The sequence below is a fragment of the Terriglobales bacterium genome, from assembly GCA_035454605.1.
GTDB lineage: Bacteria > Acidobacteriota > Terriglobia > Terriglobales > Acidobacteriaceae > DATMAB01.
In genome coordinates, this window is record DATIGQ010000071.1 from 1 (window position 1) to 13,201 (window position 13,201).

Consider the following 13,201-nt stretch of genomic DNA (forward strand, 5'->3'; position numbering starts at 1 on the left):
TCGATTCTACACGGCGGCGATTGGCGCAGAGTCTCCCGGCGGCTTATCTGAGCCAGAGCCATCCGGCCAACGCCGCCGCCAGCATCACTATGGCAACGGCATAGCCGGCGCGCCAAAGGATGAGCGCAAGAAGTGCAACGGCGAAGATCGCGAGCGAGGCAGGCGAAGTGAGCGCGCTGCGCGCCAAATCCAACGTGGTGGCCGCAATCAACCCTACGACGCCGGCGGTGACGCCATCGAGCAAGTCGTGCAGCGCGGGGTTGTGCACGGCCCGCTCCAGGTATTCGTGTCCGACCAGGGTAAAGGAAAACGCCGGAAGGAATATGCCCACCGTGAGCGCGAGCGCGCCCAGCACTCCGCCGCCGATGTAGCCCACGAAGGTGCCGAAAATGATCAGGGGAGCAGGCAGCACGCCGCCCAGCGCGATGCCGTCGAGGAACTCGCGGTTGGTCATGAACCCGGCGCGCACCACGGCGTCATGCTGCAGGAACGGAATGGCGGTGTAGGCTCCGCCGAACGTCAGCAGGCCGGTGCGCAGGCCGGAAACGAACAGCGCAGGAACGGAGAGTGTGTGTACTGCCGACCCTGATTCCCGAATGCTCGATGCCGACGGTGGAGGCGGAAGCCAAAGTAAGCCGGCCGCCAGCAGGACCAACAGCACAAGCGCCACCACGCGCTTGCGGCGCCGCAGCGACGCATAAAGCGCTCCACAACCACCCAGCGTGAACAGGAAGTGCAAGCCAATCACGGAAGCTAGGAACCCGAGCGCGGCCAGCAGGCCGAGCCAAGGTGTGGTGAGCGCGCGGCTGCCGATGCGCCCGATGGCGCGCACGATCAAGGCCACGACCGCCGGCTGCACGCCGGCAAAGGCCGCGGCCATGCTTCCCTGATCGATGCCATGGCCAGCATAGAGCCAGGAAAGCAGGAGCATCAGCACGAAGCCGGGCAGCATGAATCCCAGCCCGGCCAGCACGCCGCCCAGACGCCCGCGGGAGAGCAGGCCGAAGTACACGCACAGCTCGTGCGCTTCCGGCCCGGGGAGCACCTGGTACACGGCGAGCGTGCGCAGGAAGCGGTCGTGGGTGACCCAGCGTTCGCGCTCCACCAGTTCGTGACGGATCATGTCGATCTGCGCCACGGGTCCGCCCCAGGCCAGCAGGCCGAAGCGCAAGAAGCGCAGGAACAGGCGTGAGTAGGACTCATGCGGCGGGCCGGGAATCGTCGGGACGTCCGCCAAGGCGTCCTCAGGCCGCAAAATCCAGACGCTGGCCTACGCCTTGGCGCAACGCCTTGTGGTAGACCGCCACCGCCGCAGCGACGTCTTCCAGCGCGACGCCGGTGCTGTCGAAGAGAACGATTTCCTCCGGTGAAGTACGGCCCGGCTTGCGCCCGGCTACCACATCGGCCAGTTCGGAGCACACCGATTCACGCGTCACCAGGCCCGCCTCGAGCGCGTGATGCAGTTCGCCGAACTCCGCGCATTGGGCGAGTGAATCCACGACGATTCGGGACACGGCCATCAGTTGCGGGTCGAGTTCCTGCTTGTCAGGACTGTCGGTGCCGACGGCGGCGATGAACGTGCCCGGCCGGACGTCTTCGCAGGCAAGGAACCAGCGGCGAGCCGAGGTGCAGGTGACGCACAGGTCGCTCTGGCGCGCGGCGGTGTGAAGCTCGTCGACGGCCTCTACCGCCACACCCAGCCGCTCGGAGAATTCCCGTGCGAAGTCATGCGCGCGGACAGGGTCGGCGTCCCAGGCGAAGACTTGCTTGAGCGTCAGCACGCGCGACAAGGCCAGCAGATGCGACCTTCCCTGATTGCCGCAACCGCAAACCGTGAGCACCTCGGACTCCGGCCGGGCCAGGTATCGCGCCGCCACCGCCGTGGCCGCGGCCGTGCGCTGGATGGTGATCTCGATGGAGTCCAGCAGCGCCAGCGGGTAGCCGTTCTCCGCGTCGCACAAGAGGATGACGCCCTGGATGTTGGGCAGGCCGAACCGCGATGCGTTGCCGGAAAAATTGCCGTTGAACTTGGCGGCGAAGTAGGCCCGCTCCAGCTTGAGGCCGGCTGCCTTCACGTGAAAGCCGCCGTCGGGAACATAGGCGCTGAGCACTCCCGGCGGCAGGCTTTCGCCCCGCGCGTGAAGTTGAAAGGCACGCTCGACCGCTTCCACGCATTCGCCGAGATCCAGAAGGGCTGCCACCTCGCGGCGCTGCAGCAGCAGCGTGCCCGCCGGATTGCCCGCTGGAGTATGCGACATCGACACGCCCGCCTCGGTCATGGCAGTGCCCGGTACAAGCCTTCCATCAGGTCCATGCCGCGGCGCAACAGCTCGTCGTCGGAGATATCCTGCTGCGCCCAGCCCAGCAGGACGCGTTCCACGCCCTCCCCTTCGCGGCGGCCGAACTTCTCGTCCCCGAGATCGGCATCGTGGATGATCTGCGCCAAGGCAGTGACGCGCGCATCGCGTATGCCGAACTCCTTCTGCAGGGTCTCGAAGGTGCAATCGTCGCCGCGGTGGCCGAATCCGCCACCCTGGAACATATCGAAAGGAACCGCGTTGGGATGACGCGCCGCATCTTCGGCAAAGGCAAAGCGCGCGTCGGTATCCACGAAGCGACGGATGAGCCAGGCGGAAGCGACCCGGTCGATACCCGGGCGCGGACGCGTGATCCAGGTACGGCGGCGGTACTCCTTGCGCTCCCGGCGCGCGCTGGCGGCGGGCGGAGGCGTGCCGGCCAGCGCCGCCTCGGCGCGCGCCAACGCCGCTTCCACGCGATTGCGCAGAGGGTTAGCGAAGAAATCGACCGCCACGATCTGTTGCAGGCGCCGGCGCAGGCGCGTGAGCCGCGCGCCCGCCGATTTTCGCGGACCGGCAGCGACCTGGCGAAGCTGGCGCAAAAGCTGCTGATACTCGCCCGCACTGGCCTCCAGGAACTGTCGCCGCAGCTCCTCGGAGGGCAGGTCGTCGATGGCCTGGACCTGCACCACCGAGGCCTCACCGCGGGCGCGGCGAATGGCTGCGGCCAGCCATTCGAAGTGTTCCCGGGCAGCGGGCGTATTGGGCAGCACGTAGCCCGAACTGCGCAAGGGGAGCGCTCCGTGCCGCCGCAGCTTGCGCCACACCTCCACGCGGCGGCTGGCCTGCCGCGCCGGCAGGCGAAACATCAACAACAGCCAGGGGGCGTGCTTATCAGATGTTATGGTCATTTCCGTAAGTGTAATACATATATCACCATTGATAGGATGTCAAGCCGGCCGGCACGACGCCGCAGGCCATGAGCCCAAGCGGGAGGAGACGACACCGAGTGCACGACGCGCGCGTTGCTTTCCGCTGGGAGCGTGGAGGATAATCGCAACAGGCGCGCGGTTGTCCGACCCCACTTGTTCGGCGGCGAACAAACCCAGAACCAGGACAGTGAATCTGCCTAACTACATCACGCTGACGCGCATCCTCGGCGTGCCCCTGTTGCTGTGGCTGCTGTTCGGTAAGACGTTCTCCAGCGCCCACGGCCAGCGGGAACTGGCGGCATCCCTGCTGTTCATCGGCTTGTCGTTCACCGACAAGCTGGATGGTTACCTGGCCCGCAAGCGTGGACAGATCACCACCATGGGGATGCTGCTCGATCCACTGGCCGACAAGTTGCTCATCACCGCCGCATTCATTTCGCTGGTGCAGTTCAACCCCGAGGTAGTACCGGCCTGGATGGCGGTGATCGTCGTGGGCCGCGAGTTCCTGGTGAGTGGGCTGCGCAGCGTCGCCGCCTCCGAGGGATTCACCATCGAAGCCAGCGACCTGGGCAAATTCAAGATGGCGGTGCAGGTGGTTACGGTGGTAGCGGCCATCCTGAATGCACGCTGGACGGCATGGACAGTCGGCGCCGCCGTACTGCCCATTGAGGTGATCGCGCACCTCTCCGTTTGGTTCATGGTCCTGTTGTCCATGGTTTCGGCCATCGATTACTTTGCTGCCTTCTGGTCGAAGATCGACCGCAGTTTCCTGGAGCGCCAGCGCCGCAGGTCGTCGTTTGTACTCAGCCGGCGCAGGAAGCGCGATGTTGCCGCAACCTGACAATCCGTCGCTTCCGTCCCTCTTTCCCGAATACTCTCCACAGGAACGGAGCTTTCTGCTTGATGCCGCGCGGCGCGCCATTCTGGCCGCGGTACGACGAGAAAACTGGAAGCCCAATAATCCCTCGGCGCATCTGGCTGAGCCTCGTGGCGCCTTCACCACCCTGCATCTGGACGATCGACTGCGCGGATGCGTGGGCTTTGTCTATCCCGTGAAATCGCTGTGCACGACGGTGGTGGAAACGGCGGTCGCGGCCGCATTCCATGATCCCCGCTTCCTGCCGGTAACCGAGGAAGAAGGCTCGCGTCTGCAGATCGAGATCAGCGTGCTCTCGCAACTATTTCGCATCGATCCGAGAGCGGTCATCGTAGGTCAGCACGGCTTGCTGGTGAGCCGGGGATTCCAGCGCGGGTTGCTGCTGCCGCAAGTCGCGGTCGAGCACGGCTGGTCCTGTGAGATGTTCCTCGACGAAGCCTGTCTGAAGGCCGGCCTTTCACCCGACGCCTGGAAGCATGGAGCCACTGTGGAGGCATTCACAGCGGAAGTGTTCGGCGACCGCGCAGGCCAGGCTGCGTAGCCCAATCGGATTTTTCAGGCAAAGAAAAACGGGCGCGTGTGCAAGACACGCGCCCGGTGTGTGCTCGAAACTACTGCTGTTCTGGCATGGTGGCGCCGGAGGGGATGACCCAAAGGTCGGCCTTCTTCCCCGGCATGGGCGAAGTCTGAACGTCCACCCGGCCGGCATCGACGCCCTTCTCCCGGGTGAGGTAGTCGCGGGCATTCTCCGCGCGCTTGGTCGCCAGGGTCTGGCCCGCCTTTTCATCGCCGTCTACCGTGCCTACGATGGCGGCACGGCTATCCGGCTCGCGCTGCAGCAAGAGCGCAAGGTCATCGAGCATGGCCTTGGCCTGGTTATCTATGCGGGCGCTGTTGCGGCGGAACTGAATCTCGTTCAGCTTGCTGGCCTGCGGAATAGCTGGGGCCGCAACATTGACGTTGGTCATGGCGGAAGCCGAAAGGTTGCGGTCGTCGGTGGCCGTGGAACGCACGGTGATGACCCCGGGCGTGGTGTTGTAGGTGTCGAGCACCGCGATTCCGTCGGTGGGGGAAACGTTGCCGGCGCTGGAGGCATGGCTGATGGTCAGCGGACGGCCGTCTGGACTGGCCGCTTCACAGGTGATGGTGGAGCGTTCGCCCACCAGAACCGAGGGCGGCTGCGCCGTGCAGGAGATGGTCGGCGGATTCATGGGCGGCGGAGGAGGCGGCGGTACCGGCTCCATCAATTCCACTCCATCGCCGACCTGAACATCCTCGATCGCGTAGGTCAGCATCGCCGTGGCGCTGGTGGGCGTGACATTCAGCACCATCATCTCTGCCAGGGAACGCCGGGGAAATTCTTTCAGACGGCCCCGGGGATACTTGGGAGAGTTTTTCTGCGAATCATCCGGGATGGAGGCCTTGTACGAGAGGGAATCAATCGCTTCCAGGCTGGCGAAATCGTAGTTGCGGGTAGCCCGGAAATAGTCGCCAACCTTGACTCCCTGGTTCGCGCCGATGTTCAGATACACCTTCTGGCCGGTGCCCACGATGGTATCGAAATCCTTGGCGCCGACGATCCTCCCCGTCAGCAAGCCATTGGGGGGCGCGAAGCGATTAAACGGGGCGCGATACGAAAATTGGGGAATGGGACGCTCGTTCCAGGGAACGGCCAGGTCGCCGGGAATCATGGCATCACAGTTGAATTCGACCACGCCGATCCCGATGCGATCCCGGGTGCCGACAATGCGGACACGGCCTATCTCGGCGTAGACGTCGCCCACCGCCGCCAACTCACGCCTCTGCCCCCGATAGGGCTGCCAGCGATTGGGGTCCCGCATCCGGCGGAGGATGGCAAAGGCCTGCCCCTCCTGGAAGCCGCCGCCGTCCAGGTAGACGTAGTCACGGTCGCCAAAGCGCGTGGCGTGCGGCGTGTTCCAGCCGCCGGCCAGATAAACGCTGTTGGAGATGGACTCCTTGGTCACGTAGCCGGCACAATTCACGTCCGAGTAGGTGGGAGCCTGCTTCCACTCCTCGATGTTGGTGGCGGCGACCTGCGTCCCCGCTTCCTGGGCCAGCGCAGAGGCGGCCAGAATAATCAGGACAAGTCCCGTTCGTTTCATAATTTCCTCCGGAAGTTGCCACCGCAGAAGGGTCGGCAGACCGGGTCCAAAGGGCGCAAACACCACGCCCCAAAGGCCTTTTCCGGATTGAACGCTAGCAAACAGCCCCGCAGGGGTCAAGGAAAACCGTATTAACCCCTAAGGTACCAAAGGACAGGTTACCGGTAAGAAAGGTGCAACCCCTGTTGCATTGCTCCTTGTGCACCTGTAATATTCGCGCGCCCCGCCTGCAAAAATGTCGGCGACTGCCACCTACGTCCCGCGGCTGCTGCCGCCGCGCCTGCCGCGCATTTGTGTCGCCATCACCGGCTCCAGCGCCGCCGAAATGGTCGCCAAGGCGCAGGCGGTGGTGAGGGATAACCCCTTTATTGAGTTTAGGTTAGATTACATTCGCAAGCCGGCAAGTGGGCTGGCCCGCATCAAGGCCTTCCTGGAATACCACCCCGACGTGCTGGCCATCGCCACCTGTCGCCGGGCGGCCAACGGGGGCAAGTTCCGGGGTTCGGTGGCGGCGGAAATCAGCTTGCTCGTCCGGGCCGCAGCCCACGGCTGCCAGTTGGTAGACCTGGAGTTGGCCAGCGCGAGCAAGGCCCGGCCGGAAGAGCTCTCCCGCCTGCGCAGCGGAGCGGCACTGGTTCTTTCCCATCACGATTTCAAGGCTACGCGCAAGCTGGATCAGACCTTCGAAAAGATGCGCAGCATCCCAGCCGATTTCTACAAGGTGGTCACCACCGCCAAGTGCCTGGCGGACAACGTGACCATGATGAAGTTCTTGGAGCAGAAGGCAGAGAAGCACTCCATGGTGGGCGTGTGCATGGGGGAGCAGGGGATCATCAGTCGAGTGCTGGGCGTGCGGGCGGGCAGTGTGTTCACCTTCGCGGCCGCCACGGCGGGCGAGGAAACCGCGCCCGGACAGATTGCGGGACGCACGCTGCTGGACGTCTACCGGCTAAATCTGGTGGACGCCGCCACCCGTGTCTACGGCGTAGCCGGCGACCCCATCGAGCACTCCCTTTCCCCCCACATCATGAATGCCGCCTTCCGGCGCGAAAGCGTCAACGCCGTGTATCTGGCGCTGCATGCGCGGACCCTTACCGACCTGCTTACTTGCGCGCGCGACATTCCCATCCATGGGCTCAGCATCACCATGCCCTACAAGGAAGTCATCCTGAAACACCTGGATAACACCGACTCGGTCACGGCCAAAATCGGGGCGTGCAACACCGTCATCCGGGCGCAGGACGGAAAGCTCTATGGTTTCAATACCGACGTTGCGGGCGTGATCCGGCCGTTGGAACAGCGCATCCAGATCGCGGGCGCCAAGGTGCTGGTGCTGGGCGCCGGAGGCGCAGCGCGGGCGGCGGTCTTCGGTCTGAAAGAGCGCCATGCCGAAGTTTACGTGCTCAACCGCACCGCTTCCGCCGGGAGGCGGCTGGCCAAGCAGGCGCGCGCCAAGTATCTGCGGCGCTCCGACCTGAAGAAGATGCAGTTCGACGCCATCGTCAACGCCACGCCGGTCGGCATGGGCGGCGGACGCCAGTCTCCCTTACGCGACAACGAGATCAACGCACGCGTGGTGTTCGACATGGTTTACGTTCCGGCCGAAACGCGCCTAGTGAAGCAGGCGCGCGCGCGGGGAACGCAGGTCATCCTGGGCTGGGAGATGCTCATCCACCAGGCGGCCCGACAGTTCGAGATCTGGACCGGGAAGCCTGCGCCGCTCGATGAGATCCAGCGCACCATGCTGCGCGCGCTGGAAGCCCGGGCGGCAGCGGAAAACGGCAAGAAGAAAAAGCGCAAGTAGAGGACGCGGGAAAATCAACCTAACAGTTGCGGTTGGCGTTACAAAAGAAGTAACATAACTCAAGTCGGACATGGACCGCTTACGAGCGGCCGTGGTCCCAGGTTTCGCCCAATACAAACCAGTCACTTCCACTGAGTAGAGTCGTCGCCTGCAGTTGAAAAACCAGCGCTGCGGCCCAGCCGCCGCGTCCAAACTTCGGAGGGACGGACCATGCCGTGGTATGCATACTGCATTACGGAGCAAGAGGCGTTTCAGGGTGAATCCAGGGCACGGCGTCCGTTCCTGATTGAGGGGATGAGCGGCATCCAGGGTGCCAAAGTCTACGGCTATCCCAGCGGAGAGTTCGCGGTCATCGTCAGCGAGTACACCCGCACCGGCACGCTCGACCAAAAGGCCATCCTCGACCACGCGCGGGTGGTGAGCGAGTGCTTCCGCAATACCACCGTCCTTCCCTTCCGTTTCGGCACAGTCTTTGAGACCGACGAGGCGCTGCGGCGCGCCGTTCGGGGCAACCGCAAGGCCTTCCTGGCCAGTGTCTCCAGGCTGCGCGGCAAGGCCGAGATGCACCTCAAGGTGCTGATCAGGGATGGCTCCCTGGTCGCGGCCGCCGAGGAAGTAGTGCTCCCCGCCGCCGCGGGTGGCGAATACCTGCGCAAGCTGCGAGAGAAAGCGGCTCGGCAGCGCGAACGCCAGACCAAGGCGCGCGCCCTTTCGGTACAGGTGCACAAGCTGTTCTCGCCCCTGGAAGAAGAGGTCTGCTGCCGCAAGGCGGACTCGGGCGGGCTGCTCATCGATATCGCCCATCTCATCGACCACAAGTCGGTGGAGAAGTACCAGAGCCGCTACGGTCAGGCCACACGCCAGCTCAAGAACTGCGAGTTGGTGATCTCGGGTCCCTGGCCACCCTATCACTTCATGCCGGGCAAGCTGCGCACCGCCGGGAACGGGCATAGCTGAGGTCGACGCGCCCCCGGTTGAAAGAGGTTCTTCACCTTCTGGCCCTGCCTCACGTCCAGGCTCGCCTTCCGGCGCGCCGCCGGGAGGGCCAAACCCGCGGCAGTTGACGCATCTTTTGAACGACGCTTATCATCATAGGTTTAATCGCGTCACGGAATCGGCTTCTGAGGGACGAAGCATGGACAAGAAAAGACTGGAGCAATTCCGCAAGAAGCTGGAAGCCCGGCAGCAGGAGTTGCGCCGTGTCGTATCGAACACCGAGCTCGCCGGCCGGTCTGCGGACGTGGAGACCGCCCAGGATATCGCCGACAAGGCGGCCAGCTCCTATACCAAGGAATTCCTCTTCAGTCAGAGCAACAATGAGCGCCAGCTCCTGCACCAGGTCGAGTCGGCTCTGGCCCGCCTCCGCGAGGGCGAGTTCGGCAACTGCGTGAGCTGCGGCAAAGAAGTCAACCCTAAGCGCCTCGAAGCCGTGCCTTGGACCCGCTTCTGCATCGACTGCCAGGAAAAGCTGGAGCAGGGGCAGTTGGAAGATACTGGGTCGTAGGCTACCCCGGTTGTACACCCCTTCATTTCGGCTGCTCGGGCGGCTGTTGTTCCTGGTCTGAGGGCTGCTGCTGCGGGGCGGGTTGGGACGGCTTTTGTTCCTTCTTCTTCTGCTGCTGGCCGAGGATCGCGCCCAGCACGTCTTCCAGCGGATTCGTGGGCGGCGCCCCTGGTTCTTTCTTAGCTTCGGTTTGGTCCGATTCCCCCTGCGGTTTCTGGTTGCTGTCGGACGTTTCCTTCTTGCCCAGGATCGCGCCCAGAATCCCTTGCGTGAGCCCGCCCGGATCGGAAAGGCTCGGTACCAGGTTCTCCAGCTTCATGCGGGCGATCTTCTCGACATCAGGCGCGAAGCGGGGTTTCTCAAAGGTTCCGGTCACGATGAGCGGAACCACCAATTCCCCCTTGCGGTTGGCCAGCGCCGTGGTCAGGTAACCGCCCACGGACGTGCCTCCGACCTCTTTGCTGAACTCGGGCGAAAGCACGGCGGTGACGCGCAGGTTGAGCGACTGGTCCACCAGGCTGGCGCTGCCCGCGGCGGCGAGCGTGCCTTCGCTGATGACCGCTTTCAGGTTCTGGGTACGTGCCACGCCATCTTGCAGGTCCACTTGTCCGGTCAGACTGGCAACGTCGGTGAAGGGGCGCATCTTCTGTTTGTAGGCCAGGAACTTGGCGGCGTTGGCGATTTCGTACAGCAGGTCCATGTTGGCGATCTTGCCGTCGCGCAAGTCCAGGAGCACGCTGCCGTCGAGCGAGCGGGCAATCTGACCCGACCCCGCGAACGACGCATTGCCGTTGGTCGCCAAAAGGCCAAAGAGTTTTTCCTTCACGGAAGACACCGAGGAAAGCAGCTTGTTGGCATCCACCCGCTCCATCTTGTGCGTGAGCTCGAAGGTAGCGGGCGTTTGGCGCGTATCCATCACCAGCGTGCCCGAGGCGCGGCCCCCGTAGACTTCGCCGGTGAGCGGCGCCATGCGAATGAGGCCGTGGTCGAGGGTGACGTTGGAGCGGACGTTGCTCAGCGTGAGCTGGTCATAGACCACCGTGCCCACGCTAAGCGTCCCGGTGCCCACCATCCGTGAGAAGAAGCTGGGCGGAGCCGCAGCCGCTTGTGCTCTGGGAACCACCCGCCAATCGCGCGCGGAAGCCGGCGACGCGCCGCCGGAGAAGATCTGAGCCCACTCGGCCAGGTCCATGCGGTCGGCCGCCAGGGTGAATTCCGTGCGCGGGGCATCGAAGCTCCGCACCACCATGGTTCCCGTAGCGCGGGTCTGGCCCAGCGTGGCGGCCAGCTCTTCCACCACCATGGAGCTCTCGGTAAACCGCAGGCGGGCGCGGCCAATGCCCAGCGGTTTGGCCAGCGCTGGAAGCCGCAGCGTGGCACGTTCCACCAGGCCGGTTCCGGAATAGCTGCGGGCCGCGGCGTTCTTCAGCGCGCCCACCAGGCGCACGTCGAGGTCCAGGGCACCCGAGCCGCTGACGCCTTCGGCCGCGGAGACACCCCAGGCACGGGCGATGGCAAGCGCTTCGCCGATCTCGGCCCCGCGCGCGCGGACGCTGGCCTCCAGGCGTGGCTCGGGCGAGGTGTAGCCGTTGACGGTGAACGCAGCGCTCACGGTGGTGCCGCCGGTCGAGGCGGTGAATTCCGGCGCCCGGATGGTGGTGGGCGCCATGTCCACGATCATCGCCGGCACCTTGACCGGCTGGGGCAAACCGGCGCCGCTGATGGCCACGTCCCGCGCCTTGATGGTCCCCGTGAATCCCAGCTCCGAAGCTGGACCGCGTGCCTGGAGATCCGCCGTCATGCGTCCGGCCACCTTCGTTCCCGGGCTGAACGCCACCCCGAACGCCGAAGCCAGACGCGCCGCTTCCTCGATGGATACGTCACCGGACACCAGGCGCAAATCGAGTTGCGCGGGTGTCGGCGCAGTGTTGACGGTGCCGGTCACCTTCAGCGGCGTAGCGCCCAGGCGAAGGTCTCCGCGTTCGATCCGCAACAAGCCGGCTTCGCGCGTAAGGCTGTAGTCGGCAGCGATGGGGAAACCGACTTCCGCGCCACGAATGCGTGGTTGCTCCAACCGAAGAGATCCCGATGATGTCAGACTGCCACCGCGGCTGACGACGGCGACCTCGCCACTGGCGACACCGCCAACGCTCGAGAACGCGCCTGAGTTGAGGAACTGCCCGAGCGCGGCGAGGGTGACGTGCTCCAGGTTGAGCTTGCCGTCAAACGGCGTTGCCTGCCAGTCACCGTCGGGCTGGGGACCAATACGGCCGGAGAGCGCCAATTTCTGCGCGCCTTCACCGGGCAAATGAACCGTGGCCTCAAGGAAGAACGGCTGCCCGGCCGCGTAATCCTCGAGTGTGAGGTCAATGTGGTCGTACACCATGCGCGCAGGCTGCTGACGCGGGTCGGTCACCGCGAGCTGTCCATCCACGATGCGCAGTTCGCTGAGCGAGAACGACCGCTGTGCGGTCGCTGCCGGCTCGCCTGCTCCCTTGCGGCCCAGGCTCTCGAAGTTCCAGAGTCCATCGGTGGAACGGATGAGCTCCACCCGCGGCCGGGCCAGGTCCAGGGCATCGATTTCGACTTCTCCGCGGAGCAGCGGCCAAACCCGAACGCGGACGTAGACTTCGTCCGCCTGGGCGAAGATCCTTCCGGCTCCGAACGCCGGATCATCCGCGATGGCGACACCCGAGGCGCGGAAGGCCAGTGGAATCACCCGCAGGCGCATGGGCCCGAGCGTGACCTGGCGGCCCAGCCGCTGCTCCAGTTGTGCCTGGATGGTGGGACGGTAGCGGTTCACGTCCACCAGCGAGGGCAGCGCAAGGGCGACGATGGCGACCAGCGCCACCAGCACCACGATTCCAATGAGTACCTTGCGCAAGTTGTCCTCACTCAGCCGGTCGATGGGTTTCGAGCGCGCAGGTCCCGCGGGATCAGCGGACCCTACTAGGTTCGAAGCGCGCGGGGCGCACGCGGTTGTCCGCGCCGCACGCATTGTAACTCCGCAATGGGCGGCGCTTCCGTGATGCCGCGACGCGTGGTTGACACTCTTCCACCGGGGGCGTAGCGTGCGTCTTTCCCGGGAGGCAAGAATGCAGATTCGTCGGTTGCTGGGTGCAGGGCTGGCCGCGGTGGCGCTGTGGTGCATCATTCCTGCGGCAAACGCGCAACACGAGGAGAGCTACGACGTCATCATCCGCGGCGGAACCGTCTATGACGGCACCGGCGGCAAACCGGAGCGCGCGGATGTCGGCATCCGGGGCGACAAAGTCGCCGCCCTCGGCGACCTCCACGGCGCGAAAGCGACGACCGTGGTGGATGCCAAGGGCATGGCGGTGGCTCCCGGCTTCATCAACATGCTTTCCTGGTCGACCGAATCGCTCATCATCGACGGGCGCTCGCAGAGCGAACTGCGCCAGGGCGTCACTACGCAAATCTTCGGCGAGGGCTGGTCCATGGGCCCCCTCACCGAGGAGATGAAGCGGCGTCACACCGCCGAACAGGGCGACCTGAAGTACGACATTGTGTGGACCACCCTGGGCGATTACCTACGCTACCTGGAGAAGAAAGGCGTGGCGCAGAACGTAGCTTCCTACGTGGGAGCCACCACCATTCGCGAATACGTCATCGGCCTGGAGGACAAGAAGCCCACGCCTCAGCA

Annotated in this window: 11 protein-coding genes; 6 read left to right on the forward strand and 5 right to left on the reverse strand. The window is 64.7% G+C overall.

The annotated features are described in order from the left end of the window. Positions 1 to 43: 43 nt before the first annotated feature. The 3 genes from chrA to VLE48_04950 are packed head-to-tail and all read right to left on the reverse strand — an operon-like array spanning position 44 to position 3,208. Positions 44 to 1,237 (reverse strand): chromate efflux transporter, encoded by a 1,194-nt coding sequence (chrA, locus tag VLE48_04940; protein ID HSA92336.1) that lies wholly within the window; start codon positions 1,235 to 1,237, stop codon positions 44 to 46. A 7-nt stretch (positions 1,238 to 1,244) separates the two neighbouring features. Then, entirely contained in the window at positions 1,245 to 2,258 is a 1,014-nt protein-coding gene (locus tag VLE48_04945) for an ornithine cyclodeaminase family protein (protein ID HSA92337.1), read from the reverse strand. 17 nt (positions 2,259 to 2,275) lie between these two features. Beyond that, entirely contained in the window at positions 2,276 to 3,208 is a 933-nt protein-coding gene (locus tag VLE48_04950; protein ID HSA92338.1) for a chromate resistance protein ChrB domain-containing protein, read from the reverse strand. 208 nt (positions 3,209 to 3,416) lie between these two features. Here VLE48_04950 and pgsA point away from each other — a divergent pair, with 208 nt between their 5' ends. Together pgsA and amrA are read left to right on the forward strand one after the other, a co-directional pair. After that, entirely contained in the window at positions 3,417 to 4,070 is a 654-nt protein-coding gene (pgsA, locus tag VLE48_04955) for a CDP-diacylglycerol--glycerol-3-phosphate 3-phosphatidyltransferase (GenBank protein ID HSA92339.1), read from the forward strand. Further along, a complete protein-coding gene (gene amrA, locus VLE48_04960; GenBank protein ID HSA92340.1) occupies positions 4,054 to 4,647 on the forward strand; it encodes an AmmeMemoRadiSam system protein A in 594 nt (197 codons plus the stop codon). Before pgsA ends, amrA begins: the two co-directional genes overlap by 17 nt. Positions 4,648 to 4,717: 70 nt before the next feature. Here the strand turns inward: amrA and VLE48_04965 are convergent, their stop codons facing one another. Continuing rightward, the gene (locus VLE48_04965; GenBank protein HSA92341.1) at positions 4,718 to 6,229 is read right to left on the reverse strand and encodes an OmpA family protein; all 1,512 of its coding nucleotides are present in this window, start codon (positions 6,227 to 6,229) and stop codon (positions 4,718 to 4,720) included. 235 nt (positions 6,230 to 6,464) lie between these two features. Here VLE48_04965 and aroE point away from each other — a divergent pair, with 235 nt between their 5' ends. From aroE to VLE48_04980, 3 genes are all read left to right on the forward strand, one after another. After that, complete coding sequence (gene aroE, locus VLE48_04970) at positions 6,465 to 8,033, forward strand: shikimate dehydrogenase (GenBank protein HSA92342.1); 1,569 nt, start codon at positions 6,465 to 6,467, stop codon at positions 8,031 to 8,033. Between the two features lie 210 nt (positions 8,034 to 8,243). Further along, positions 8,244 to 8,990 (forward strand): GvpL/GvpF family gas vesicle protein, encoded by a 747-nt coding sequence (locus VLE48_04975; GenBank protein ID HSA92343.1) that lies wholly within the window; start codon positions 8,244 to 8,246, stop codon positions 8,988 to 8,990. 178 nt (positions 8,991 to 9,168) lie between these two features. Beyond that, complete coding sequence (locus VLE48_04980; GenBank protein HSA92344.1) at positions 9,169 to 9,537, forward strand: TraR/DksA family transcriptional regulator; 369 nt, start codon at positions 9,169 to 9,171, stop codon at positions 9,535 to 9,537. Between the two features lie 22 nt (positions 9,538 to 9,559). Here the strand turns inward: VLE48_04980 and VLE48_04985 are convergent, their stop codons facing one another. Then, positions 9,560 to 12,421, reverse strand: a complete 2,862-nt coding sequence (locus VLE48_04985) for an AsmA family protein (GenBank protein ID HSA92345.1) — start codon at positions 12,419 to 12,421, stop codon at positions 9,560 to 9,562. Between the two features lie 211 nt (positions 12,422 to 12,632). On the opposite strand from VLE48_04985, the gene VLE48_04990 reads away from it, so the two are divergent. Then, the coding region (locus VLE48_04990; GenBank protein ID HSA92346.1) for a hypothetical protein at positions 12,633 to 13,201 on the forward strand (569 nt) is incomplete at its 3' end.